This window comes from Methylobacterium carpenticola, from assembly GCF_042748905.1.
GTDB lineage: Bacteria > Pseudomonadota > Alphaproteobacteria > Rhizobiales > Beijerinckiaceae > Methylobacterium > Methylobacterium carpenticola.
The window spans coordinates 4,096,030-4,118,177 of sequence record NZ_JBHZEO010000001.1 but is presented as its reverse complement, the minus strand read 5'-3'; the positions used below and the strand labels follow the sequence as shown (position 1 = coordinate 4,118,177).

Genomic DNA, 22,148 nt, shown 5'->3' with positions numbered 1-22,148 from the left:
TGGCCCGGGGCACCGGCACACCGCGTCTCGACCGGACCGGTCGCGTGATCCAAGCTCCCCTCCACCCCGAGGCTCCGATGGCGACCAGCATAGTTCGGGCGGCGGGCGACCTCCAGACTGCGTGCACCGGCCCGGGGATCGGCCGCCCTGGGATCCCAAGGGGTCAGCCGGTCCAGACCTGCCCCGGCCGCAGCGCCAGGAACCGGTCGGCCGGCAGGGCGGCGGCTTCGAGCGCCGCCGCGAGGGCGGCGGCCGGCTCCCCCACCCCCTCGTTGGTGAGCCGGAAGGTTCCCCAATGATGCCCGAGCGCCTGCGCGGCCCCGACATCGCCGGCGATGCGCACGGCCTCCTCCGGATTCACGTGCTGCGCCTGCATGAACCAGCGCGGCTCGTAAGCGCCGATCGGCAGCGTCGCGAGGCGCACGGGCCCGAAGCGCTCGGGCACGGCCCGGAAGATCGCCCCGTCGCCGTACCCCGTATCGCCCACGTGGTAGAGCGTGCCGTGCGGCGTGGTGAGCACGTAGGCGCACCACAGCGCCATGCGGCGGTCGTTCACCCCGCGGGCGGACCAATGGTAGGCGGGCACGAGGTGGGCGGTGACGCCGCCGCCGAGATCGACGCTCTCGCCCCAGTCACGGCTCTCCACCGCGATCGTCGCGTCGTAGGAGCGGATGATGGCGTCGTTGCCGAGCGGGGCGACGAAGAGCGGCTGATGCTCCGCCCACAGCCGGGCCAGGGTCGGCCCGTCGAGATGGTCGTAATGGTTGTGGGTGATCAGCACCGCGTCGATGGGCGGCAGGGAGCCGAAGGCGAGGCCCGGCGGGTTCACGCGCTTGGGTCCCGCGAAGCCGACGGGGCTCGCGCGCTTGGCATAGACGGGGTCGATCAGGATGTTGCGGCCGGCCACCTGGATCAGCAGGCTGGCATGGCCGATATGGACGACCCGCAGGCCGTCCACGCGCTCCGGGGGCATGTCGGGGGCGAAGGGGCTCGGGACCTGCGCCGGCCAGCTCTCGCGACCGCCCCCGAGCTGCCAGCGGGCGAGTTCGCCGAGGCCCTTGTCCTGCGGCTGACCGGGCGAGAGGAAGCGCGTCCCGTCGAAATGATCGCTGACCGGACCGCGATAATAGGGGTTCGCGCTGCGCCGGTGCGCGGCATAGCCGACGCCGCCCAGCGTCATCACGGTGACGGCGCTTGCGAGCCGGAGGAGACGCCTGCGCTTCATGAGCCTCGAAGTCGATCCCGGAAGGGTGCCGGCTGCGGTCCAGCGGAAACCCGCGGCGGGCGGCGACGCCGGACCGCCTTCGGCTTTACGTGGCCTCTCCATGGCCGCGGTCAAGACGCGACACCAGGGCCGTTTGGCCGCGGGGCGGGCCGCTTGCGCCGCGAGGGCAGCGCTTCCACATTCGGCGTGTCGTCAACAACCGAAAGGAGGTGATCCAGTGTCTCATTGTCATCAGCCGTCACCGGCGGACCTGACCTGGATCGTCGCCTCCGGCCTTCGCGCCTGAGCGTACGATTGAGGACTCCGCCGGGCTGCGGCCCGGCAATGGAAGGGCTGCTCCGGCAACGGAGCGGCCCTTCGCCGTTCTTGACGGCTCTCGGCCCGCCCGCGGCGCGTCACGCGGGGGGCCATCCCGAAGGTCTCGTCCCCTGATCATCGGCCGAACCGGTGACCGCATCGCCCAATGATGCCCGGGCCGGAACCACCCGGCGGCGCAGTCAGGCGATCTTCTCCATCATCGCCACCTCGGCCTCCGCCAGGAGACGGCGCAGGGTGGCGTTCTCGGTCTCGAGATCACGGATGCGCTGGAGGAGGGTCGGCACCGAGGTGTCGGCCACCGGTGCGACGGGCACCCGGTCCTCCTGGAACAGGACGCCGACGCCGTCGCTGCGGCGCCACCGCAGGGTCGCCCGGTAGAGCTTGTCCTTCGCGGGGATGTGCAGGTCGAAGACCTCCGGCAGCACCGCCGTCTGGCTCAGCGTCAGCCGCGCCCCGGTCGCCGACAGGTCGCGGATCAGGCAATCCATGGACGCATTGCCGTTGTTGTAGACGATGCGGCCCTTCAGGAAGGTCCGCAGACGCGCCTCTTTGCGCAGTTCAGACATTCCGCTTCATCCAGCGATCCGGCCGCACGGGGCCGGCGGCGGAGATCTTGCGGCATGAGCCTTAAGGAATCTTCGCCGCGATCGTGGACCCAGAGGTCAGGCCGGACCGCCATCGGCGCGCTGGAACAGGTAGAACCCGTTGAAGCGCACCGCCGTGGCCGCGGCGGCCCGGTCGAAGCCGAGCGGACGGGCGACAGTACCGTCGAGCTTGCCATCGAAGATCCAGCGCGCGCCCGTGACGAAGGACGGCACGGCGTAATCTTCCGGAACCGCACAGACCAGGCCGTTCGGATCCTTCAGGCGGAAGAGGTTGTAGCTTCGCATCGGGTCGCCTCCGGCATCGGCGCTCATCAGCCTTGTGCCTCCTACCCGTCAAATCCGACGAGACTATGTCGTGCGGAATGATCTTGTAGCACAGATCTTGCGCGGGCTGAAAGCGCCGACGAGGAAGGTTCCGGTACGAATTATCACATTGGCGTGTGCCCCAATTTCGAGTGCTTCTACGAAATGGGAGGCCCGGATGATTGGCGTCCGGGAAAATGTCCTGCGTGAGATCAGGTCCAGTTGCGCAGAATTTGTCTGGTCGTCGCGGTCTCGAGTTGCTGGCCGTAGCGCTGCTGGTACAAGGTCAGCATGGCGTCGTGGGTCTGGTCGCTGGAGGAGCAGAGCGCATCCGTGGCGAGGACGACCCGGAAGCCGCGATCGACCGCGCCGAGGACCGTGGCGAGCACGCACACGTCCGTCTCACCCCCGGTGACGACCAACGTCTCCACCTGCCGCTCCCGCAGGAGGCGGTCGAGACCGGGTTCGAGCCAGGGCGAGTAGACGTGCTTGTCGACCACCGTTGCGGGCGGCACGAACTGCGCGAGAGCGGGGACGAGGTCGACCCGCTCCGCGCCGAGTTGCTCGATCGTCATGCAGGCCCAGCGCTCGTAGTAGCGCCGCCAGTTGCCCCGCCCCTCTCCCGGCCGCTGCGCCGGCACGAACCGCGTGAAGATGGTGCGCTCCGGAAACCGCTCGGCGAGTTCGCGCACGCGGGGCAGCACCCGCTCCATCCACGGCGTGTGCCACGCGGTCTCCTCGGCGAAGAGCCTCTGCATGTCGACGCACAGATGCACCGTGGCGGCATCGAGCGGCCCGTTCGGCAGCGCATCGGTGTCGGCAGGTGTCGGTATGCCCATGGCGGCGTTCTCCTCAGGTCTTGCCCCGGACCGAGCCCGGAGCCGGACAACCCCGCAGGGACCATCAGTGTTTCGCCGCCGTCGCCATGGTTTCTCCGCGATGAAGACGATGGCCCGGATGTCCTGAGATCTCATGACCCACTTTTCGGCGTAACTGCGCCCGGCGAAGTCAGCGCCGGACATCGATAAAATTGAGCGGAACGATTTCAGCGGACCCGAGCCCGGCCGCCGCCATGGTGCCTGCAACGAACGGGGACGGCACCGATGACGGGGACGAAGGACGGGATCGCACGGCGGATGATCGGCGGCGTGGGGATTGCCTTCGCGCTGATCCTGGGGAGCGGTGCCGCGGAGGCGCAGACGCTGGCGGCCCTGCCCGCCACGACCCTCGCCGCGCCCAGCCTGGGCCCGGCCCGGCCCATCGCGGCCTGGGTGGATTTCTGCCAGCGCTACGCCTCGGAATGCGCGGTGGATGCCAGCGAGCCCGACCTGATCAGCCTCAGCCCGCGCCTGTGGCAGACCATCATCACGATCAACCGCAGCGTGAACGCCCGCATCCGTCCCCTCACCGATCAGGAGCATTGGGGCGTGCCCGACCGCTGGGACCTCGCCGAGGACGGCAGCGGCGATTGCGAGGATTACCAGCTGCTCAAGCGCAAGCTGCTCGCCGAGAGCGGCCTGCCCCGCCGGGCCATGCGCATGACCGTGGTGATCGACGAGAAGGGCGAGGGCCATGCCGTGCTGATGCTGCGCACCGACCGCGGCGACCTCGTGCTCGACAACAAGACCAGCGCCGTGCTGCCCTGGCACCGCACCGGCTACACCTACATCAAGCGCGAGTCCCAGGACGCCGTCGCATGGGTCTCGCTGGGCGGAGCGACCGGACCGACCATGACCGCGAACCGCTGACCCCGAATCGGCTGCAAAATAGATGTGTCGAATTGGAACCGAAATGCGGCGGCGGCGTTCATCAAGGTTTAAATTTTTCGGTTGAGCGGGTCCGGCCCCCGTGGCAGCCTGCGTGCAAGAACGATGCACACAGGTCGATGGGGCAGATGCGGGTTGTGGTAGACGGCCTTGGCCGGGCGAGCGGTGTCGACCGCCAGGGCCTGTTCTCGCGATGCGCGCGCGCCGCGCAGCTCAGCCTGCTCGGCGCGACCCTGCTGATCGGCGGCGCGACCGGTCAGGCCCAGACGCAGACCCTCGCCGCCCTCCCCGATGCCAGCGCGGCGATCGAGCGCGGCGGCAGCGCCAAGCCGGTGAGCGCCTGGACCGACTTCTGCCAGCGCTACCCGAACGAATGCGCCGTCGACACCAAGGAGGCGGCGACCATCACCCTGACGCCGGCGCTGATGAAGACCCTGGCGGCGGTGAACCGGCGGGTGAACACGCGGATCAAGCCCCTCGTCGACCAAGCCCATTGGGGCGTGGTCGACCGCTGGGACTTTCCGGATGACGGCTACGGCGATTGCGAGGATTACCAGTTGCTCAAGCGTCGGATGCTGGTCGAGCGCGGCCTGCCGCGCCGGGCCCTGCGCATGACGGTGGTGATCGATGAGATCGGGGAAGGCCACGCCGTGCTGATGGTGCGGACCGATCGGGGCGACTACATCCTCGACAACAAGACGAACGCGATCCTGCCCTGGCAGCGCACCGGCTACACCTACGTGAAGCGCGAAGGCCAGGACGGCCTGGCCTGGGTGTCCCTCAACGGCGTCGCCTCGCCGGTCACCACGGCCAATCGCTGAAGCGGCATCTTCCCGGGGCCGGCGACGGAAACAGGAGGGCCAGCGCTCCGGCCCCCGTCATCACCGGACGCCGTTTGGCGGCTCCCAGCCGCCGTCACATCCTCGCGCCCTCATCCCTGAGGGCGCGGGCGATTGCCGTCGAATCGGTCAAACTGCCCTCACGGCATGAGAGGCCCCTCGAGCCCCCCCACGACGCCCCGACCCGATCGGCAGCAATGGTCCCACACCGCTCGCGAGGATCCCGGCCCGGGCGAAGCCGGATCAGGCCCCGGCGACGAATTGGGCGAGGTCGAGGACGAGGCGGCCCGAGACTAGGCTCCAGGCGCAGGCGATCATCGTCGCCAGCATGACGAAGGGCATCGGGCGCCCCTCGATCCGCCGGCCGCGCACGGTGTTGCGCAGGATGATGAAGGGTGCGCCGAAGGCCAGCAGCGGCAGCGAGGCGATCGCCGCCACGACCCCGCCCTGCAGCAGGCCGAAGCTCGCCCGGCGCGCCGTGAGGAGCTCGAAGCCGCTGGCGAGCAAGCCCGCGAAGGCGAGGCCGAGCACCAGGGTTTGAAGGTTCTCGAAGGCCGTCGGCGTCAGCGTCATGGTCGGCTCCGTCGCACGATCTGGACGGAGACCACTCTGCCGGCACGCTAACGATTTGTTATGGTTAAGATTTCGTTATCCACAGGCGTGCAGCCCCAGTCCCCGTGGGAGACTACCGAGACATCGCGCCTTTCGGTAAGCCGGCGTTAAGCCTCGCGGCGGATCGTTCCCGGGATCGCCGCGCTGCGCGCGGCCGCGACCGGGGGCGACGGCGATGGGTGCGGGAGCAGGCGTCGCAATGGGCCGAAGGGCGCGGGCCGCCGCGCCTCGCCGGATCCCGATCGACCGGATCGTCGTCGTCGTCGGCGCGCTCACCCTCACGGGGACCTTCGCCGGCACCGGGCTCCTCGCGGCGTGGCTCACCCGGGCGCCCGCTCCCGTGGGGCTGCGCAGCGCCGTCGACCCGGCCGGGCGCCGGGTCGGTCTGCCGGCCGCGTGGTTCGCCGGCCCGGTCTCGGGGGACGCCGCGGCCGAGCGGCTCGACCTCGTGATTCCCTGGAGCGATCTCGCGGCTCCCGGCGGCTCCGACCGCCTCCACGTCACCGTGACCCGCGCCCCCGCCACGGAGGCGCCGCTGAGCCCCGCCCGGCGCTACGCCCGCTTCCTGACGGCCCAGGTCGAACCTCTCGCCGACGGGCTGGTGCGGCGGCGCTTCAAGGCCGGCTCCCCCTTCGAGGGCGAGGATCTCTATCTCGCCCAGGCGGATGGCAGCCGTTTCGCGGCGCGCTGCGCCGTGGAGGTCGCAGTCTCCGCGCCGGACACCGCCTGCCTGAGCGAGGTCCAGGCGGGCGATCTCTCGTTCCGGCTGCGCTTCGCCGCCGACCGGCTGCCGGCCTGGAACGGGGCGCTCCAGGCCCTCGAACGGGCCTTCGGCATCGCGCCGACGACGAACGGCTGAGCGTTCGCCGCCGAGAGCGGATGGCGGGCCGGGGAGCCCGGAGGCGGATGGGCGGGCCGTGACCGGTTCGGCCGAAACGGCCACGGCCGCGCGCAGGCTCGTGCCGGCAGGCCGGCGCTGACCCCGCTCGCCGCGCTACGTCTTGAGGTTTTCGAGAGAAACCTGCGATCAGTCCTCGAGATCGGTATCGAGGATCGCCATCGAGAAGTTGTAGGAGCGATCGCCGTCCTCATCGTCGACCGACAGCACGCCGATGAACTCCTCGCCGAGATAGACCTCCGCGGAATCCGTCTTCTTGGGACGGCCGACGAGACGGAGGGAGTGGTTGGCGAACTTGCGGCGAAGGTAACCCTCCACCTTCGCCATTTCGGACTTGTTCACGCTGGCCTCTTCGCGTTTGCCGTGAGGACGTCCCGGCCGCGCGGCGGGCGAGCCCGAGCGCGGGCGGCCGGGAGATGGGCATCCGCCTTGCCATGCGGGGGCCGGCGGGGCAAGCGCCGGAACGCACGCAGGTCAGATGCCGTCCATCGCGTGGACGAAGTGGTCGAAGCCGATCAGCTGGTCCATCGCCCGGGCGGGATCCGAGCAGCCCGCCGAGCCCACCACGCGCGCCGGCACGCCGACCACCGTGGTGGAGGGTGGCACCGCGTGGAGCACCACCGAGCCGGCCGCGACCCGGGCGCAGGCTCCGACCTCGATGTTGCCGAGGATCTTGGCGCCCGCTCCGATCATCACGCCGTGGCGGATCTTCGGATGCCGGTCACCACCATGCTTGCCGGTGCCTCCGAGGGTGACCGCGTGGAGGATCGAGACATCGTCCTCGATCACCGCCGTCGAGCCGACGACGAGCCCGGTGGCGTGGTCGAGGAAGATGCCGCGCCCGATCTGGGCAGCCGGATGGATGTCGGTCTGGAAGACCTCGGAGGACCGGCTCTGCAGGTAGAGGGCGAGGTCGCGGCGCCCGCGGGACCAGAGCCAGTTGCCCAGGCGGTGAGCCTGGATGGCGTGGAAGCCCTTGAAGTAGAGCATCGGCTCGAGAGCGCGGGTCGTGGCCGGATCGCGGTCGATCACCGCGCCGATATCGGCCCGGAAGGCCTGGCCGATGCGGGGATCGTCCGCCACGGCCTCGGCGAAGCTCTGGGCGATCAGGTCGGCCGAGAGGGCCGGGTGGCCGAGCCGCGAGGCGACCCGATGGGACACCGCAGATTCGAGCGAGCCGTGGTTGAGGACCGTGGCGACGATGAAGGAGGCGAGGCGTGGCTCGTCGCGCACCACCACCTCGGCTTCCTGGCGCAGCCGCCGCCAGACCGGATCGACCACTCCGGCGATCGCATCCTGGCGAGAGTGGGAGGGGGACGAGGTGGACGACATCGATCTTCTCCTCGGCAGGAGGGATCCGGCCGCATCGTTGCGCACACCCCCCATACTTCAAGCGGAATCCTCCGCATAGGCTGGGGACACGGCCGGCCCCCGGCAAGGGGGGCTCCGTCGCCCCCGCCCTGCTCCGCGCGGGAGGGTCCGTCAGCGGCGCTGCCGCAGGCCGAAATGTCCTTCGACGAGGCCCGTCAGGCGCCCGGCGGTCTCCGCCACCGTGAGGTCGGCGGTGTCGAGCACGCCGCGGGCCCGGGCGTAGAGCGGTTCGCGGCTCATCAGCACGGCCCGCAATTCGTGCAGGGCGCGGTCGTTGTCGGGCAGGCGCGCCGGCGCGACGCCGAGCGCCGTCTGCTCGCGCACGCGGCGCAGATGCTCCTCCGGCCGCGCCTTCAGCCACACCGTGTAGAAGGAGGACAGGAGGAGATCGAGGGTGAGCGGCTCGGCGACGATGCTGCCGCCGGTTGCGAGAACCAGCGGGCCTTCGTCGACGGCGAAGCGGCGCAGGGCGGTCTGTTCGAGGCGCCGGTAGCCCTCCTGGCCGTAGATCGCGAAGATCTCCGCCACCGAGAGGCCGTTCTCGCGCTCGATCTCGCGGTTGAGCTCGACGAAGCGCCAGCCGAGCCGCTCGGCGAGGATGCGCCCGAGGGTGGACTTGCCCGCCCCGCGCAGGCCGATCAGCGCGACCCGGAGGGGACCGGCCTCGCCGGCCTGCGTGCCGCCGACGCCCGAGAGGATGCGCTTGGCCTCGGCCACCTGCGCGGGGCCTGCGGTCTGCAGCAGGTCGCGCACCACCGGCCAGTCCGGCGAGCTGTCGACGGGGGCGATCAGATCCTCCAGCCGCACGCCCATGGCGTTCGCCACCCGGCGCAGCAGGATGATCGAGACGTTGCCCTGCCCGGTCTCCAGCTGCGCGATGTAGCGCTCGGACAGGCCGGAGGTCTGCGACAGCATCTTGCGGGACATGGCGCGCACGGCGCGGGCCGTGCGCACGCGCTGGCCGAGTTCGGCGAGAAAGCGGCTCTCGGCGTCCTCGCCCGTGCCTTGCACGGTGCCGTGCACCGAACGGTCCTGGATCGCGCCGCTCGCGGCGGCCTGCGGATCGGAGGAGGAACGCGCGAGAGTGTGGGAGGGACCAGAGGGCATCGCCTTGCAAACTCATGAGAGGGCTCGGACCCGCCACCCGACGGACCTTAGGGTCGGGCGGCCCTGACCGGCCGAACCATCTGATTACCGCATAGGGAGCGGGCTGGCGACAGGTCGTGTTGCATCGCACACCGGCGAACGGACCTGCGATCCGGGCCGCAGCCGCCCCGCACGCGCAAGAACCGGGCCGGCGCAGGGGCGTTCCGCCTCGCGGCCCTCACCCGACCCGCTCGATCGCCAGGGCGACCCCCTGCCCCACCCCGACGCACATCGTGGCGAGCCCGAGCCGCCCGCCGCGTCGCGCGAGTTCGCGCGCCACCGCCCCGGCGATGCGGGCCCCCGACATGCCGAGCGGGTGGCCCAGCGCGATGGCGCCACCATGCGGATTGACGTGCTCGGCGTCGTCCGGAAGGCCGAGGCCCCGCAGGCAGGCGAGGGATTGCGAGGCGAAGGCCTCGTTGAGTTCGATCGCGTCGAAATCCGAGGGCGTCACCCCGAGCCGCTCGCAGAGCGCCCGGACGGCCGGAATCGGCCCGATCCCCATCACGCGGGGCGGCACCCCCGCGGAGGCGAGCCCGAGCACGCGGGCGCGGGGCGTGAGGCCGTGCCGCTCGACCGCCGCGGCGCTCGCCAGCACCAGCGCCGCCGCGCCGTCGTTGACGCCGGACGCGTTGCCCGCCGTGACGGTGCCGTCCCGGCGCACGAAGGGCTTGAGCTTGGCGAGTCCCTCCGCCGTGGTCTCGGGCCGCGGATGCTCGTCGCGGTCGACGCGGAGGTGATCACCCTTGCGGGTCGGGATCTCCACCGCGACGATCTCGTCCGCGAAGGTCCCGTCGGCCTGTGCCCGCCCCGCCCGCTGCTGGGAGCGCAGCGCGAAGGCATCCTGATCGGCACGGCTGACCTGATAATCCTCCGCGACGTTCTCGGCGGTCTCCGGCATCGAATCGATGCCGTACTGGTGCTTGAGCACCGGGTTGATGAAGCGCCAGCCGATCGTGGTGTCGTAGATCTCCGCCTGACGCTGCCACGCGCCCTCGCTCTTGCCCATCACGAAGGGCGCGCGCGTCATCGATTCGACGCCACCCGCCAGGGCGAGGTCGATGTCGCCGGCCCGGATCGCGCGGGCGGCGGCTCCCACCGCGTCGAGCCCCGACGCGCAGAGCCGGTTGACGGTCAGGGCCGGGACGCGCTCGGGCAAGCCCGCCAGCAGGAGCGCCATGCGGGCCACGTTGCGGTTGTCCTCGCCCGCTTGATTGGCGCAGCCGAGGACGACCTCGTCCACGCCCTCCTTGAGCGAGGGATGCCGGTGCAGGAGGGCTGCGAGCGGGATGGCCGCGAGATCGTCCGCCCGCACCGCCGCGAGCGCGCCGCCGTAGCGGCCGATCGGCGTGCGCACGAAATCGCAGATGTAGACGTCCCGCGTCTCGCCCATGAGGCCTCTCCCTGATCCTGACCGGCCGCGCTTTCGAAAATGCGGTACGGCGGATCATAGCGGCGTTCGACGGGGAACGGAAACCGGATCGGGAAAGCCGGGATGGCCCTTACTGGCTGACCGGAGCGGTCTCGGGCGCGGCAGAGGCGGTCATCGGCGCCGCGGGCGCGGGCTTCTTCGCGACGAAGTGGCGGAATTCCGGCGGCCGGCGCGGCGGCAGCGGGATCGAGATCCGCTCCGGCTCCGCCTCCACTGCCGCGGCCGGCGCCGCGGCGGCGACGGTGGTCACGGCCGGGGCCGCGGCTTGCGCCGACGCTGCCGCCTGGATCGTCGGCGCGGAGGCCTGCGGCGCTGCCGCGAGGCCGCCGCGCAGGCCATAGGTCGGCACCGGCAGCCCCGAGACCGGCGAGGCCGCCGCGAAGGCGAGCGCCGTGACCGGGGCCGGGCGCTCGGGCGGCAGCGGCACGTGCGTCATCGTCGGCGGGGCGGGCTGCGCCGGAGCGGCGGCGGGCGGCGTCTCGACGGCGGGGGCCGGGGCCGCCGCGCCCTGCGGCGGGATCGCGCTCGACAGGGCCGCGACGGAGGGATCCGCGGAGGCGGTGGCGACGGCGGCCGTCCGGGTGGGAGCGAAGATCTTGCCGAAGAACTGGTTGAGCGGATTGGCCGGAGCCTGGGCCGGCAGTTCCGGCGGCGGCTCGAGCTCCGCCACGTCGGTGCGGATGCCGGCGCGCTTGGCGGCGTAGTAGTAGCCCCGCGCGTAGTAGCTGTAAGCCTGCGCCTCGTTGCCCCGGGCGGTCTTGTAGGCGCCGGCGAGGTAGGCGACGCCGTAGGTGAGATTCACCCGCGCATCGAGCAGGCCCGAGGCCGGGCCGCTGTAGCCCAGGGCCCGCGCGGTGCCGTGCTTGATCTGCATCAGGCCGAGGGCCCCGCCCCGCCCGACGGCGCGCGGGTTGTAGCCGCTCTCGCGCTTCACCACGCGGTGGATGAAGCTCGCCGGGACGCCGTTCGCCCGCGCCTGGGCCTCGATCAGCGCATCGATGTTGTCGCGGGGGGTCTCCAGGGCCAGGGCCTGACCGGGCACCGCGACAGCAAGGATAGCGAGAGTGAGGCCTTGGCGCATGCACGGACCCATTGCTGGAGGGCATGTGCGCGAGCGCACACCCGGAGACGGCTGCCGTGGTCCGTTCCAAATGCGGCAGGAAAGAGACTTGGCAGTAACAGGCCGGGGAGAAACGGCAGCGCTCGCCCGGTTTCATCCCACGCTGTGGCTGCAGCAGCACAGACGGGCGTGCCGCAGGCGGAACGCCCGTCGAATCCTGTGATTAACGGCGTAAATCCTTGGGTTTAATCGTTTCTTATTGGGTCTGCGCCCGGCATCGCCGCCGAATGTGCGGCGGGGCCGGTCAGGCGCCCGGCCCCATCTGCGCGAGCCACGCGCCCTTGAAGCTGAAGACGGGATCGCCGTGCTGGTTCACGCCCGTCGCGGTATGGCCGACGAGCCCCCAGCCGGGACGGGACCGGGACGGGCGGGCCTCGGTGATCGTCGCGGCGTAGCGGATGGTGTCGCCGGCATAGACGGGCTTCAGCCATTCCAGGTCGCGGAAGCCCGGCGAGGGGCCGCTCGCCGCCACCGGCTCGCCCCGCTCCCGGGCCAGCGCGACGCCGCGCGTCCGCGCGGCGATCATGCGGTTCATCCAGGCGGCGGCGGTGTGCCAACCGGAGGCGCAAAGGCCGCCGAAATGGCTCGCCCGCGCCGCCGCCTCGTCGGTGTGGAAGGGCTGCGGGTCGAAGGCGCGCGCGAAGCGGAGGATCTCGTCGCGCGTGAAGTGGTAGCAGCCGAGATCATAGGTCGCTCCGATCGCCAGCGTCTCGACCGGCCCGGCCGGGAAGACCGCAGGCCGATCCTCGGCCGGGACGGGCGCGTCGGTCGCGGGCGGCATCGCGCGGGGCGGCAGCGGGGCGGCACCGCGGCGGCCGAACATCGCCCAGAAATCCTGGGTCATCACTCCGTCGCCCGCGCCGTTGGCGAGGTCGAGCCGGAAGCGCACGAAGCCGCGATCGGGCTTCGAGGCGGAGGGTCGGCTCTCGCGGACGGTGAGGCGCGAGGTGAGCCTGTCGCCGGGCCGGACCGGACGCAGCCAGCGCACCTCGTCGACCCCCGGTGCGCCCATCGAACTCGATTGCAGGATGAAGCTCTCGGCGACGAGCCGCATGCCCAGCGCACAGGTGTGCCAACCGGAGGCGATCAATTCACCGAGCAGGCTGCCACGGGCTGCCTCCTCGTCGAGATGGAACGGCTGTGGGTCGAAGGCGCGCGCGAAGCCGACGATGTCCTCGCGCGTGATCGTGACCGGACCGCCCGAGAGCGTGAAGCCGGGATCGAGATCTTCGAAATGATAGCGGATCATCGTGCGCAACCGGGCAGCCGGGACCGATGTTCCGGCTACCATCCGGCCGCGTCCGGAGCCAGCCTCAGTCGCAGGCGCCGCCCGCCTCGGACGGAGGCGCCGCCAGCCTCGGCCGAAAGCGCCGCCAGCCTCAGCCGAAGGCGCCGGCGGCCTTGTGCGCTTGGCGGATCGGCTCGGGCAGCCGGAACTTGGGCGAGCAGGCGAGGACGAGGGCGACGGCGCTCGGAATATCGGCGCGATGGCCGGGCGAGATGAAGAGCGGATGCGTGCCCGTGCGGGTGCGGACCACCGCCCCGATGGTCTCGCCCCGGTCGATCAGCGGCACCTGCGCGCCCTTCTCCTCCGGCAGCGGCGCATTGCGGCCGCAGAGGCGGGTCTTGCCGCAGCCGATCGTCGGCCGCTCCAGCCACAGGCCCATGTGGCAGGCGATGCCGATCCGCCGCGGATGGGCCGTGCCCATGCCGTCGAACAGGAAGACGTCGGGCTCGCTGGTGAGCCGCTCGAAGGCCTCCTCCAGCACCGGCCCCTCGCGGAAGCTGAGCAGGCCGGGCACGTAGGGAAACGGTGTCGGGCGCTCGACCGTCACCGTCTCGACCACGCGGAAATCCGGGAAGGTCGAGACCACCACGGCCGCGTGCGAGCGGTTCTCCTTCACGCTGACATCGACGCCCGCGACGACCCGCACGGCGGAGAGGTCGATCGGCCGGTCCGCGACCACCTCGCGGGCCAGCTGTCTTTGCAGGGCGACAGCCTCGGCTGGGGTGACGTCCCAGGCGTGGCGCGGATGAATCCTCATGGGCACACTTCGGGTTGCAGCATCGGGATGACATACCGCGCGGCACCGGCGTGAGAATGCCCCGGAGCCGGCGAACCCCGCTCAAACGCGTGCGGAATGGCCGGGCCTGCCCATCAGCCCATGCGCCGGCCTGCCCGACATCGAGCCGCAGACTTCGATGTGATCGAACCGGTGGACGTGTTTCGCAGTGCCCGCAATCGCGGTCGCGCCGTCGCTGGCTCGCACCGCATAGGTTCCCGAGTCGCCCTCCCGTCCCGACCGCAGCAATAGAGATTGTCGTCTTGCTTCCTTTTTCATGACATTCTCAAACCGACAAACCACGCCCCGGCGCAAAAACCTCCGACTCGGATCGAGACCGCACGGCCGGATTGGGCGGATGTCAAATTCGATGGCGAGCAATTTGGTCATCCTGCCGATCCGGCACGCCGTCACGTCGCCTGCCGCATTCCATAGACGGCATGAATGGCGAAGCCGGGACCGAGCCGGAAGACCACGCACGCCGCATCAATCTTGGCGTCCCGGTCATCGCACAGGAAACTTCGTATTTTCACCAGAGCATTCATGATGCCGACCCGATCGATGGCTTGCGACGCGATCGCGATACCGGGATCGGCATCATGAAGCTAAGAGAAGGAATTCGGCGCGACATATGAAGCTCATCCGGCGATCGCGTCGGCGCGGGGACCTCCACGAGGACGGCCCGGCGATTGCCGGGCGGAGGCCGGTCCCGGCTCTCCGGCACGCCCAGCGAAAAGCGCCTCTCACGCGCGTGAGAGGCGCTCGGTGAAGCCCGATGGATCTCGCGAGGCCGGCTTGCGGCCTCGCCGGTCAGTTCGCGAAGCGGAAATGCAGCACGTCGCCGTCCTGCACCAAGTAATCCTTGCCTTCGAGCCGCAGCTTGCCGGCCTCGCGGGCGCCCGCCTCGCCCTTCAGCGAGACGTAATCCGCGTAGGCAATGGTCTCGGCCCGGATGAACCCCTTCTCGAAGTCGGTATGGATCACGCCGGCCGCGGCGGGGGCGCGGGTGCCCTGGGTGATGGTCCAGGCCCGGGCTTCCTTGGGCCCCACCGTGAAGTAGGTGATGAGGCCGAGGAGGTCGTAGCCGGCGCGGATCACCCGGTTCAGACCGGGCTCCGTGAGGCCGATGGCGTCGAGGTACTCCGCCTGCTCGGTGGGCGGCAGCACGGCGATCTCGCTCTCGATCTTGGCCGAGACGGTGACCGCCTTGGCACCCTCGGCGGCGGCCCGCGCGAACACCGCCTGCGACTGGGCGTTGCCGCTCTCCGCCGAACCTTCCTCGACGTTGCAGACGTAGAGGACGGGCTTGGCCGTCATCAGGCCGAGCTGGGAGAACAGGCGCTCCTCCTCGGGCTTGCGCTCCACGAGGCGGGCCGGCTTGCCGTCGCGCAGGAGCGGCAGCGCGCGCTGCACGAGGTCGAGCACCTCCTTGGCCTCCTTGTCGGAGCCCTTGGCCTTCTTCTCGAGAGCGGTGAGGCGCTTCTCCAGGCTGTCCAGATCGGCGAGCATCAGCTCGGTCTCGATCGTCTCGATATCGGCGATCGGATCGATCTTGCCCTCGACATGGGTGACGTCGCCGTCCTCGAAGCAGCGCACCACGTGGGCGATGGCATCGACCTCACGGATGTTGGCGAGGAACTGGTTGCCGAGCCCCTCCCCCTTCGAGGCGCCGCGCACGAGGCCGGCGATGTCCACGAAGGTCAGGCGCGTGGGGATGATCTCGCGCGAGCCGGCGATGCGGGCGAGGTCGTCGAGGCGCGGATCGGGCACCGCCACCTCGCCGACATTCGGCTCGATGGTGCAGAAGGGATAGTTCGCCGCCTGGGCGGCCGCCGTCTGCGTCAGCGCGTTGAAGAGCGTCGACTTGCCGACGTTCGGCAGGCCGACGATGCCGCATTTGAAGCCCATCGGTTCATCCTCGTGGCGGGGAGCGGCCGGCCACCGGCGCATCCTCCCGGATTGTGGTCTGGGGCGGTCGGGTCAAGCCTGCTTGTCACCGACGCGCTTCACCTCGTCCCAGCCCCGGCCCTGGAGGGCGAGGTGGACCTTGTTCTGGAAATTCGCGTCCTCGCCCGCGGCGAGGACGGCCGCGTGATCGGCGATCGCGTCGCAGAGATCGTCGACCCAGGGCCGCTCGGCCTTGGCGAAATCGTTGAGCACGTAGGCGTGCACCAGCGCCTTGTCGCCCGGATGCCCGATGCCGAGGCGCACGCGCCAATACTCGTTGCCGCAGAGCGCCGTGATCGAGCGCAGGCCGTTGTGCCCGGCATTGCCGCCGCCGCGCTTCACCCGCAGCTTGGCGGGGGCGAGGTCGAGTTCGTCGTGGAACACCACCACGTCCTCGAGGGCGATCTTGTAGAAGCGCTGCGCCTCCGCGACCGCCCGGCCGGACTCGTTCATGTAGGTCTCGGGCTTGAGCAGCAGCACGCGCTCCGTGCCGAGAACGGCCTCGCTCGCCTCGCCCTGGAACTTGCGGCGCCAGGGGGCGGCGCGGTGGCGGCGCGCGACGGCGTCGAGCGCCATGAAGCCGATATTGTGCCGGTTGCCCGCGTAGCGGGACCCGGGATTGCCGAGGCCGACGAACAGCCGCATGCCGGATCAACGCTCCCCGAACGGAAAAACGCCCCGGCCGTGAGCCGGGGCGCTGGGACTGGAGGGCAGCCGAGCCGCGGGGCTCAGCCCTCCTTGGTGGCCTCGGCGGCCGACTCGGCCCGGGCGGCCTCGGCCACCGCAGCCGCCTCGGCCTCGGCCTCGGCGCCGAGGATGGTCGGCGGCACGATGGTCGCAACCGTGTCGGACGCATCGAGCGCGAGGCTGGCGCCGGCCGGCAGCACGAGATCGGAGACGTGGATGGTGTCGCCGATGTCCTTGCCGGTCAGGTCGACGTCGATCGCGTCGGGGATCGCGTCGGGCGACACTTCGAGGGCCACCGTGTGGTGGACGATGTTGAGCGTGCCGCTCTTCTGCTTCAGGCCCGGCGCGGCGTCCTGGTTGACGAAGTGCACCGGCACCTCGACCGCGACGCTCTGGCCGGCCGTCACGCGCAGGAAATCGACGTGCAGCGGGAAGTCCTTGACCGGATCGAGCTGGTAGTCGCGCGGGATCGCCCGGATCTTCCGGCCCCCGACCGAGATCTCGAACACGGTGGTCAGGAAGCCGCCGCCGTAGATCAGGTGGTGGGTCTGGTTCGCATCGAGCGAGATCGACTGCGGCGACTGGTTGCCCCCGTAGATGACGGCGGGTACTCGACCCTGGCGACGAACGGCCCGGGCGGCCCCCTTGCCGACCCGGTCGCGTGCCACGGCCTCAAGCGGCTTCACGGCGCTCATGGCGTGATCCTTCAGATTGTGTGAGTGGCTCAAACGCCGAAGGCCGCCCCGATGGAGAGCGGCCTTGTGAACCGACGTCGCCGCGCCCCGGCCTCCAAGGGTGTCCGGCTGCGCGGGCGGGCTTATAGCGCCGCCCCTCCGCGAAGGCAAGGATCGGGCAAGGATCGTGCGGCATCGGCCCGGCCGGCCTCCCGGGAGAGGTCCCCGGTCGCGGAAAGCCTTCTCAAACCATGGCGGGCGCCCACCCCCGCCCCTGCGGCATCGCCACGCCGAGTCCTTAAGCATGGCCGGCAGAGGATGGGCGCCCCGACGAGGAAACGGCGATGACGAGTCCGCTGCGCTGGGCGCTCGGTGTTCTGGTGGTGTCCGCCTGCCTCGGCAGCAGCGTCGTCGAGCGCTTCGCCGCGGCCCTGCCGCGCGAGCGGCCGGACACCGCGGTCCTGGCCGCCGCCCCGGATTCCGCAGCGGGCGGCCCCGCCAGCGTCGTCCTGCAACCGGACTGGAACGGCCACTACGCCGTGCATCCCCGCGTGGCGGGACGCCGGGTGCGCATGCTGGTCGATACGGGTGCGACGCTCTGCGCCTTCACCCAGGAGGATGCGGAACAGGCCGGCATCCGGGTGAGCGAGCGGGATTTCCGGCAGCCGATGCACACCGCCAACGGTGTCGTGAACGCCGCCGCGGTGCGGATCGGCGAGATGCGGATCGAGGGAATCACGGTCCGCGACGTCGAAGCGGTGGTCCTGCCGCGCGGCCGGCTCCAGACGAGCCTGCTCGGCATGTCGTTCCTGCGCCGGCTGCGCGGCTTCGAGGTCGCGGGCGGGCGCCTCACCCTGCGCGGCTGACCGGAAGCGGATTACCTCGGCGGGATCACTTCGGCCCGATTACGCGGGGATGGCGAGATTACTTGGGGGAGAATTACTTGGGGGAGAATTACTTGGGGGTGGCGAGGCTGTTGCGCTGGCCCGCCTGGGTGCTGACCTCGCTGAAGTAGCGCTGGGCGTCGCCGAGCTGAACGGAGGGCTGGCAGGCCGGAGTGCAGGAATAGGATTCGCGCTCCAGGCCGCGCTGCACCGTCACCACGGACGAGTTCGCCGCCTGCACGCTGATGAAGGATTCCGCCAGCATCGTCCCGGCCGCGTCGAGCGCGATCAGGTTGGTGCTGCCGAAGCTCTTTCCCGTGAGGACGACGATGCCGTTCCGTTGCAGCGAGACGTCCGCGATGATCGGATTGCCGACCACCACCGTCGCCGTGCGGTCGGGCAGCCGGATGATCTTCGCGTTGTCCACCGAGACCACGACCACGGACGAATCGGTCTCGGCGGCGCGCCCGGCGCCCGGGGCGCAGGCCAGCGCCGCGAGAAGCAGCGCGGCGGCGCTCGACGGAGCGCGCGGTCGTGCGGTCTGCGGACGCATCGTATCGGGCCTCGGGCGGTCAAAGGGCGGTCGCATCATAGGGGCAGGGATGGTTGAGGAAGTGCTAACCCGCTCTCCGCTCGCTCAAATCGGGCGAAGGCCGGCAGCGGACGCAGAATCCGCGCTCGTCGGCCTCATCCTTCATTAACCAATCGCCCCGCTCCGCCTTGAATGGGCCGCGGCGACGATCGCTTTAACTCAACCTCAACGGGACCCGACTTAGCGTCTCGTCAGTTCCGCTCGGCGGTGAGACGCAGGTCGAGGGAATGTACCGGCAAAGAGGTCAAGGAACAGGGCCATGAAGACCATGCTGAAGCGTTTCGCCAAGGACGAGAGCGGCGCCACCGCCATCGAGTACGGACTGCTCGCCACCCTCATCGCCGTGGCGCTGATCACCGCCGCGAACACGGTCGGCACCAACCTCAACTCGATGTTCATGAAGGTCGCCGGCAACCTCAAGTGACGGCTACGGGCCGGCCCCCAGGCGGCGGCCGTCTCGCCCTCATCCCCGGCGACGGAGATCGGATCATCCGCGTGGACCGCGAGTGATCCGGTCGCCCGGCGCGTCGGCCGCTTCGGGGGCCCGTCACCGACGACCCCGCCGCGTTCCGCGCCTGCCGCCGGATGGCGCGGCACCCTTGGACCACGCGCGAGCCCCGACGGCATGGCCAGCATCGCCCTCCTCGTCGTCTTCCCGTTCGTCATGGCCTACGCGGCCGCGAGCGACCTCCTGACGATGACGATCCCCAACGCCCTCTCGCTGATCCTCGTCGCGGCGTTCCCGGCCGCCGCGCTGGCGCTCGGGCTGTCATGGGGCGAGGTCGGGCTCCATCTCGGGGCCGGAGCGCTGACGCTCGCCCTGACCTTCACGCTGTTCGCCCTGGGCCTGATCGGCGGCGGCGATGCCAAGCTCGCGGCGGCCACCGCCCTGTGGCTCGGCTTCGAGCCGCTGGCGGATTACGTGGTGGTGGCCTCCCTGGCGGGCGGCCTGCTCACGCTGCTGATCCTCCAGGCGCGGATCTATCCCCTGCCCCGCATCGCCCTGTCGTGGCCCTGGGCCCTGCGCCTGCACGATCGCCGCACTGGCGTGCCCTACGGCATCGCGCTGGCCATCGCGGCCCTGATCGTCTGCCCGGCGGCGCCGATGTGGCGGCCGCTGCTCGGAAGCTGAACAGGACCGTACCCGGATCCTCGATCCTGCGGCCGATGCCGCGGGGCGGATCGTGGAACAGGGCCGCCAAGCGGTCGGCAGGAAACGGTTAACCTTAATTTGAGGAATGGATGGTCACCTGGGCGGGACGACGGCGCCGTGCCGTCCGCGTCCGTTCCGGTTCGTCCATGAACTCTTCCCGCGCCCTCCTCATCGGCGTCGCCGCCGTTACCGGCCTGGCGGCGTTCTACATGATGAGCGGCAGCCCACCGCTCCCTCCGCCGGCGCCGATGCCCGCGGCCCCGGTGGCCGCCGAAACGGCCGAGGTGCTGGTGGCGGCGGCCGACCTGCCGATGGGACAGATCCTCAAGCCCGCGGATCTGCGCTGGCAGGCTTGGCCGAAGACGGCCCTCAACGACGGCTTCGTCCAGCGCGAGCAGAACCCGAAGGCGCTCGACGAGACGGTCGGCTCCTTCGTGCGCAACCCGTTCCTCGGCGGCGAGCCGATCCGGCGCGAGAAGCTGATCAAGGCCAACGGCAGCGGCTTCCTCTCGGCGATCCTGCCCTCGGGCATGCGCGCCGTCGCCATCTCCATCGATTCGCGCGGCAGCAACACCGCGGGCGGGTTCATCCTGCCGAACGACCGCGTCGACGTGCTGCGCACCGCCCGCGACGAGGAAGCCTCCCGCGCCACCTCCGCCGAGGTCCAGACCGCCGGGACGATCCTGCAGAACGTGCGGGTGCTGGCGGTCGGGCAGACGATCCAGGAGCGCAACGGCGAGCGCGTGGTCACCGGCGACACCGCGACGCTCGAACTGACCCCCGCCCAAGCCGAGCAGATCACCCTCGCCCAGAAGACCGGCCAGCTCTCCCTCGCCCTGCGCAGCCTCTCGGACGCCAGTCAGGCGCCGCCCGAGAGTCCCGAGACCCCGAGGGAAGCCGGCCTGACCGTGGTCCGTTACGGCGTCTCCAACCAAGCGCCCCGCCGGTGAGCCGCAGACCTGTGAGCCGCGCCGAGAAAGCCCGCGTCATGACGAGATTTCCCTTCCTCCGGCCGCTCCACGCCTGCATCGCGGCCGGGCTCCTCGCGGCCGCCCCCGGGACGGCGAGCCAGGCGGCGCCCGGTCCCGCGCCGCAGCGCGCCCCGGCGATGCCGGCCCCCGTGCTGTCGGTCGGGCCGCAGGAGGCGGACATCGCCCGGCGCGTCGACCTCACGCAGGGGCGCTCCCTGGTGGTCGATCTGCCGCGCGACGCCAAGGAGGTCTTCGTCGCCAACCCGAAGGTCGCCAACGCCGTCGTGCGCTCGACCCGCAAGGTCTTCATCATCGGCGTCGAGAACGGCGCCACCTCGATCTTCGTGATGGATGCCGAGGGGCGCCAGATCGCCTCCCTCGACGTGACGGTGGGCCGCGACCTCAACGTCCTGCGCCAGACCCTCGCCACCAGCCTTCCCGCCGCGCGGCTCGACGTCCGCGCGGCCGGGGATTCGGTGCTGCTCTCGGGCACGGTCAATTCCGCGGCGGAGGCGCAGCAGGCGATCGACGTCGCGAACGCCTTCGTGGGGATCGGCGGCGGCGGCACGCCGGCCCGCGGCACGGTGATCAACAACATCACCATCCGCGGCAAGGATCAGGTGATGCTGCGCGTCACCGTGGTCGAAGTGTCCCGCTCGGTGCTGAAGCAGTTCGGCGTCAACCTGAGCGGCGGCTGGTCGAACCTCGATTTCACCAACGTGGCGCCGCTCGCCCTCAACGGCGGGCGCTTCCCGAGCGGGAACGCCATCACCGGCACCGTCAATTTCGGGGGCGGCGCCTCCCTCAAGGCCACTCTGAAGGCCTTCGAGCAGGCGGGCGTGTCGCGCATCCTCGCCGAGCCGACCCTGACGGCGATCTCGGGCGAGGCCGCCAAGTTCACGGCGGGCGGCCAGCTCCCCGTCCCGGGGAGCCTCGCCTGCTCGGCCGCCACGACGGGCTCGCAGGTCTGCACGCCGAGCGTCACCTTCAAGCCCTACGGCGTCAGCCTCACCTTCACGCCCGTCGTCCTGTCGGAAAACCGGATCTCGATCCGGGTCGGGACCGACGTCACCGAGATCGACCAGCAGAACACGCTGAACATCAACTTCAGCGGCGAGACGACGGCGATCCCGGGCTTCACCGTCCGCAACTCCGAGACCACGGTGGAACTCGCCTCCGGCGCCACGATGATGACGGCGGGTCTGATCCAGCAGCGCAACCGCGCGGCCATCACGGGCCTGCCGGCGCTGATGAACCTGCCGGTCCTGGGCGCCCTGTTCCGCTCGCGCGACTACCAGCGCGACGAGACCGAGCTGATGATCATGGTGACGCCCTTCATCGCCAAGCCGATGGACCCGGCCGAGATCAAGCGGCCCGACGACGGCTTCGTCGAGGCGACGGACGGCCAGGCGGTCCTGCTCGGGCGCTTCAACCGGCTCTACGGCGTGGTCGGCGCCGCGCCCCTCGCCGCGAAGGCCTATCACGGCCGCTTCGGCTTCATCACCGACTAGCGTCCGTCCAGCCCCCCTCGCCCGCCCTCTC

Annotated in this window: 26 protein-coding genes; 9 read left to right on the top strand and 17 right to left on the bottom strand. The window is 70.8% G+C overall.

Features of this window, described 5'->3' with window-relative positions:
- Window positions 1-163: 163 nt before the first annotated feature.
- The 4 genes from ACE101_RS19275 to ACE101_RS19260 form a co-directional block, all read right to left on the bottom strand.
- Window positions 164-1,225 (bottom strand): MBL fold metallo-hydrolase, encoded by a 1,062-nt coding sequence (locus ACE101_RS19275; RefSeq protein ID WP_379132783.1) that lies wholly within the window; start codon window positions 1,223-1,225, stop codon window positions 164-166.
- Between the two features lie 497 nt (window positions 1,226-1,722).
- The gene (locus tag ACE101_RS19270) at window positions 1,723-2,109 is read right to left on the bottom strand and encodes a PilZ domain-containing protein (protein WP_379132780.1); all 387 of its coding nucleotides are present in this window, start codon (window positions 2,107-2,109) and stop codon (window positions 1,723-1,725) included.
- 96 nt (window positions 2,110-2,205) lie between these two features.
- Window positions 2,206-2,433: a hypothetical protein gene (locus ACE101_RS19265; protein WP_379138803.1), complete on the bottom strand. Its 228-nt coding sequence runs from the start codon at window positions 2,431-2,433 to the stop codon at window positions 2,206-2,208.
- A 230-nt stretch (window positions 2,434-2,663) separates the two neighbouring features.
- The gene (locus ACE101_RS19260) at window positions 2,664-3,290 is read right to left on the bottom strand and encodes a cysteine hydrolase family protein (RefSeq protein WP_379132778.1); all 627 of its coding nucleotides are present in this window, start codon (window positions 3,288-3,290) and stop codon (window positions 2,664-2,666) included.
- A gap of 297 nt (window positions 3,291-3,587) precedes the next feature.
- Here ACE101_RS19260 and ACE101_RS19255 point away from each other — a divergent pair, with 297 nt between their 5' ends.
- Window positions 3,588-4,199, top strand: a complete 612-nt coding sequence (locus ACE101_RS19255; RefSeq protein ID WP_379138800.1) for a transglutaminase-like cysteine peptidase — start codon at window positions 3,588-3,590, stop codon at window positions 4,197-4,199.
- A gap of 146 nt (window positions 4,200-4,345) precedes the next feature.
- A complete protein-coding gene (locus ACE101_RS19250; protein WP_379132775.1) occupies window positions 4,346-5,038 on the top strand; it encodes a transglutaminase-like cysteine peptidase in 693 nt (230 codons plus the stop codon).
- A 261-nt stretch (window positions 5,039-5,299) separates the two neighbouring features.
- Here the strand turns inward: ACE101_RS19250 and ACE101_RS19245 are convergent, their stop codons facing one another.
- Window positions 5,300-5,629 carry a DUF6949 family protein gene (locus ACE101_RS19245; protein WP_379132772.1) on the bottom strand — a complete coding sequence of 110 codons (330 nt, stop codon included), beginning with the start codon at window positions 5,627-5,629 and terminating at the stop codon, window positions 5,300-5,302.
- Window positions 5,630-5,867: 238 nt separating this feature from the next.
- On the opposite strand from ACE101_RS19245, the gene ACE101_RS19240 reads away from it, so the two are divergent.
- Window positions 5,868-6,527 (top strand): hypothetical protein, encoded by a 660-nt coding sequence (locus tag ACE101_RS19240; protein ID WP_379132769.1) that lies wholly within the window; start codon window positions 5,868-5,870, stop codon window positions 6,525-6,527.
- A 168-nt stretch (window positions 6,528-6,695) separates the two neighbouring features.
- Here the strand turns inward: ACE101_RS19240 and ACE101_RS19235 are convergent, their stop codons facing one another.
- From ACE101_RS19235 to ACE101_RS19200, 8 genes are all read right to left on the bottom strand, one after another.
- Entirely contained in the window at window positions 6,696-6,893 is a 198-nt protein-coding gene (locus tag ACE101_RS19235; protein ID WP_379138797.1) for a DUF3126 family protein, read from the bottom strand.
- 147 nt (window positions 6,894-7,040) lie between these two features.
- Window positions 7,041-7,898, bottom strand: a complete 858-nt coding sequence (cysE, locus tag ACE101_RS19230; protein WP_379132767.1) for a serine O-acetyltransferase — start codon at window positions 7,896-7,898, stop codon at window positions 7,041-7,043.
- Between the two features lie 150 nt (window positions 7,899-8,048).
- The gene (locus ACE101_RS19225; protein ID WP_379132765.1) at window positions 8,049-9,044 is read right to left on the bottom strand and encodes a helix-turn-helix transcriptional regulator; all 996 of its coding nucleotides are present in this window, start codon (window positions 9,042-9,044) and stop codon (window positions 8,049-8,051) included.
- Window positions 9,045-9,261: 217 nt separating this feature from the next.
- A complete protein-coding gene (pcaF, locus tag ACE101_RS19220; protein ID WP_379132763.1) occupies window positions 9,262-10,476 on the bottom strand; it encodes a 3-oxoadipyl-CoA thiolase in 1,215 nt (404 codons plus the stop codon).
- Window positions 10,477-10,585: 109 nt separating this feature from the next.
- On the bottom strand, window positions 10,586-11,596 hold the full coding sequence (locus tag ACE101_RS19215; RefSeq protein WP_379132761.1) for a transglycosylase SLT domain-containing protein: 1,011 nt from the start codon (window positions 11,594-11,596) through the stop codon (window positions 10,586-10,588).
- Between the two features lie 283 nt (window positions 11,597-11,879).
- A complete protein-coding gene (locus ACE101_RS19210) occupies window positions 11,880-12,884 on the bottom strand; it encodes a MaoC family dehydratase (protein ID WP_379132758.1) in 1,005 nt (334 codons plus the stop codon).
- A 130-nt stretch (window positions 12,885-13,014) separates the two neighbouring features.
- The gene (gene nfi, locus ACE101_RS19205) at window positions 13,015-13,680 is read right to left on the bottom strand and encodes a deoxyribonuclease V (protein ID WP_379132755.1); all 666 of its coding nucleotides are present in this window, start codon (window positions 13,678-13,680) and stop codon (window positions 13,015-13,017) included.
- A gap of 81 nt (window positions 13,681-13,761) precedes the next feature.
- Window positions 13,762-14,088: a hypothetical protein gene (locus tag ACE101_RS19200; RefSeq protein WP_379132753.1), complete on the bottom strand. Its 327-nt coding sequence runs from the start codon at window positions 14,086-14,088 to the stop codon at window positions 13,762-13,764.
- A 50-nt stretch (window positions 14,089-14,138) separates the two neighbouring features.
- Here ACE101_RS19200 and ACE101_RS19195 point away from each other — a divergent pair, with 50 nt between their 5' ends.
- The gene (locus ACE101_RS19195; protein ID WP_379132751.1) at window positions 14,139-14,333 is read left to right on the top strand and encodes a hypothetical protein; all 195 of its coding nucleotides are present in this window, start codon (window positions 14,139-14,141) and stop codon (window positions 14,331-14,333) included.
- A 175-nt stretch (window positions 14,334-14,508) separates the two neighbouring features.
- On the opposite strand, the gene ychF is transcribed toward ACE101_RS19195, so the two are convergent.
- The 3 genes from ychF to ACE101_RS19180 all read right to left on the bottom strand — a co-directional run bounded on the left by ychF (window position 14,509) and on the right by ACE101_RS19180 (window position 17,027).
- Complete coding sequence (gene ychF / locus ACE101_RS19190) at window positions 14,509-15,606, bottom strand: redox-regulated ATPase YchF (protein ID WP_379132748.1); 1,098 nt, start codon at window positions 15,604-15,606, stop codon at window positions 14,509-14,511.
- 72 nt (window positions 15,607-15,678) lie between these two features.
- Window positions 15,679-16,290: an aminoacyl-tRNA hydrolase gene (pth, locus tag ACE101_RS19185; protein WP_379132745.1), complete on the bottom strand. Its 612-nt coding sequence runs from the start codon at window positions 16,288-16,290 to the stop codon at window positions 15,679-15,681.
- Window positions 16,291-16,373: 83 nt separating this feature from the next.
- Window positions 16,374-17,027: a 50S ribosomal protein L25/general stress protein Ctc gene (locus ACE101_RS19180; protein WP_379132742.1), complete on the bottom strand. Its 654-nt coding sequence runs from the start codon at window positions 17,025-17,027 to the stop codon at window positions 16,374-16,376.
- Between the two features lie 323 nt (window positions 17,028-17,350).
- Here ACE101_RS19180 and ACE101_RS19175 point away from each other — a divergent pair, with 323 nt between their 5' ends.
- Window positions 17,351-17,872 carry a retropepsin-like aspartic protease family protein gene (locus ACE101_RS19175; protein WP_379132739.1) on the top strand — a complete coding sequence of 174 codons (522 nt, stop codon included), beginning with the start codon at window positions 17,351-17,353 and terminating at the stop codon, window positions 17,870-17,872.
- Between the two features lie 88 nt (window positions 17,873-17,960).
- Here the strand turns inward: ACE101_RS19175 and ACE101_RS19170 are convergent, their stop codons facing one another.
- The gene (locus ACE101_RS19170) at window positions 17,961-18,443 is read right to left on the bottom strand and encodes a pilus assembly protein N-terminal domain-containing protein (RefSeq protein WP_379132737.1); all 483 of its coding nucleotides are present in this window, start codon (window positions 18,441-18,443) and stop codon (window positions 17,961-17,963) included.
- A 298-nt stretch (window positions 18,444-18,741) separates the two neighbouring features.
- Between ACE101_RS19170 and ACE101_RS19165 the strand changes: the two genes are divergently transcribed.
- The 4 genes from ACE101_RS19165 to ACE101_RS19150 all read left to right on the top strand — a co-directional run bounded on the left by ACE101_RS19165 (window position 18,742) and on the right by ACE101_RS19150 (window position 22,117).
- Window positions 18,742-18,906, top strand: coding sequence for a Flp family type IVb pilin (locus ACE101_RS19165; RefSeq protein ID WP_379132735.1), 165 nt, complete (start codon window positions 18,742-18,744; stop codon window positions 18,904-18,906).
- Between the two features lie 201 nt (window positions 18,907-19,107).
- Window positions 19,108-19,614, top strand: a complete 507-nt coding sequence (locus ACE101_RS19160) for an A24 family peptidase (protein WP_379132732.1) — start codon at window positions 19,108-19,110, stop codon at window positions 19,612-19,614.
- A 167-nt stretch (window positions 19,615-19,781) separates the two neighbouring features.
- Window positions 19,782-20,585, top strand: coding sequence for a Flp pilus assembly protein CpaB (gene cpaB / locus ACE101_RS19155; protein WP_379132730.1), 804 nt, complete (start codon window positions 19,782-19,784; stop codon window positions 20,583-20,585).
- A 38-nt stretch (window positions 20,586-20,623) separates the two neighbouring features.
- Complete coding sequence (locus ACE101_RS19150) at window positions 20,624-22,117, top strand: type II and III secretion system protein family protein (protein WP_379132727.1); 1,494 nt, start codon at window positions 20,624-20,626, stop codon at window positions 22,115-22,117.
- Window positions 22,118-22,148: the final 31 nt, after the last annotated feature.

What these genes read in the sequence shown, in the direction of transcription:
- ACE101_RS19275 (WP_379132783.1), bottom strand. Translation starts at nt 1,225, where the DNA reads ATGAAGCGCAGGCGTCTCCTCCGGCTCGCAAGCGCCGTCACCGTGATG.
- ACE101_RS19270 (WP_379132780.1), bottom strand. Translation starts at nt 2,109, where the DNA reads ATGTCTGAACTGCGCAAAGAGGCGCGTCTGCGGACCTTCCTGAAGGGC.
- ACE101_RS19265 (WP_379138803.1), bottom strand. Translation starts at nt 2,433, where the DNA reads ATGCGAAGCTACAACCTCTTCCGCCTGAAGGATCCGAACGGCCTGGTC.
- ACE101_RS19260 (WP_379132778.1), bottom strand. Translation starts at nt 3,290, where the DNA reads ATGGGCATACCGACACCTGCCGACACCGATGCGCTGCCGAACGGGCCG.
- ACE101_RS19255 (WP_379138800.1), top strand. Translation starts at nt 3,588, where the DNA reads ATGATCGGCGGCGTGGGGATTGCCTTCGCGCTGATCCTGGGGAGCGGT.
- ACE101_RS19250 (WP_379132775.1), top strand. Translation starts at nt 4,346, where the DNA reads ATGCGGGTTGTGGTAGACGGCCTTGGCCGGGCGAGCGGTGTCGACCGC.
- ACE101_RS19245 (WP_379132772.1), bottom strand. Translation starts at nt 5,629, where the DNA reads ATGACGCTGACGCCGACGGCCTTCGAGAACCTTCAAACCCTGGTGCTC.
- ACE101_RS19240 (WP_379132769.1), top strand. Translation starts at nt 5,868, where the DNA reads ATGGGCCGAAGGGCGCGGGCCGCCGCGCCTCGCCGGATCCCGATCGAC.
- ACE101_RS19235 (WP_379138797.1), bottom strand. Translation starts at nt 6,893, where the DNA reads ATGGCGAAGGTGGAGGGTTACCTTCGCCGCAAGTTCGCCAACCACTCC.
- cysE (WP_379132767.1), bottom strand. Translation starts at nt 7,898, where the DNA reads ATGTCGTCCACCTCGTCCCCCTCCCACTCTCGCCAGGATGCGATCGCC.
- ACE101_RS19225 (WP_379132765.1), bottom strand. Translation starts at nt 9,044, where the DNA reads ATGCCCTCTGGTCCCTCCCACACTCTCGCGCGTTCCTCCTCCGATCCG.
- pcaF (WP_379132763.1), bottom strand. Translation starts at nt 10,476, where the DNA reads ATGGGCGAGACGCGGGACGTCTACATCTGCGATTTCGTGCGCACGCCG.
- ACE101_RS19215 (WP_379132761.1), bottom strand. Translation starts at nt 11,596, where the DNA reads ATGCGCCAAGGCCTCACTCTCGCTATCCTTGCTGTCGCGGTGCCCGGT.
- ACE101_RS19210 (WP_379132758.1), bottom strand. Translation starts at nt 12,884, where the DNA reads ATGATCCGCTATCATTTCGAAGATCTCGATCCCGGCTTCACGCTCTCG.
- nfi (WP_379132755.1), bottom strand. Translation starts at nt 13,680, where the DNA reads ATGAGGATTCATCCGCGCCACGCCTGGGACGTCACCCCAGCCGAGGCT.
- ACE101_RS19200 (WP_379132753.1), bottom strand. Translation starts at nt 14,088, where the DNA reads ATGACCAAATTGCTCGCCATCGAATTTGACATCCGCCCAATCCGGCCG.
- ACE101_RS19195 (WP_379132751.1), top strand. Translation starts at nt 14,139, where the DNA reads ATGAATGGCGAAGCCGGGACCGAGCCGGAAGACCACGCACGCCGCATC.
- ychF (WP_379132748.1), bottom strand. Translation starts at nt 15,606, where the DNA reads ATGGGCTTCAAATGCGGCATCGTCGGCCTGCCGAACGTCGGCAAGTCG.
- pth (WP_379132745.1), bottom strand. Translation starts at nt 16,290, where the DNA reads ATGCGGCTGTTCGTCGGCCTCGGCAATCCCGGGTCCCGCTACGCGGGC.
- ACE101_RS19180 (WP_379132742.1), bottom strand. Translation starts at nt 17,027, where the DNA reads ATGAGCGCCGTGAAGCCGCTTGAGGCCGTGGCACGCGACCGGGTCGGC.
- ACE101_RS19175 (WP_379132739.1), top strand. Translation starts at nt 17,351, where the DNA reads ATGACGAGTCCGCTGCGCTGGGCGCTCGGTGTTCTGGTGGTGTCCGCC.
- ACE101_RS19170 (WP_379132737.1), bottom strand. Translation starts at nt 18,443, where the DNA reads ATGCGTCCGCAGACCGCACGACCGCGCGCTCCGTCGAGCGCCGCCGCG.
- ACE101_RS19165 (WP_379132735.1), top strand. Translation starts at nt 18,742, where the DNA reads ATGAAGACCATGCTGAAGCGTTTCGCCAAGGACGAGAGCGGCGCCACC.
- ACE101_RS19160 (WP_379132732.1), top strand. Translation starts at nt 19,108, where the DNA reads ATGGCCAGCATCGCCCTCCTCGTCGTCTTCCCGTTCGTCATGGCCTAC.
- cpaB (WP_379132730.1), top strand. Translation starts at nt 19,782, where the DNA reads ATGAACTCTTCCCGCGCCCTCCTCATCGGCGTCGCCGCCGTTACCGGC.
- ACE101_RS19150 (WP_379132727.1), top strand. Translation starts at nt 20,624, where the DNA reads ATGACGAGATTTCCCTTCCTCCGGCCGCTCCACGCCTGCATCGCGGCC.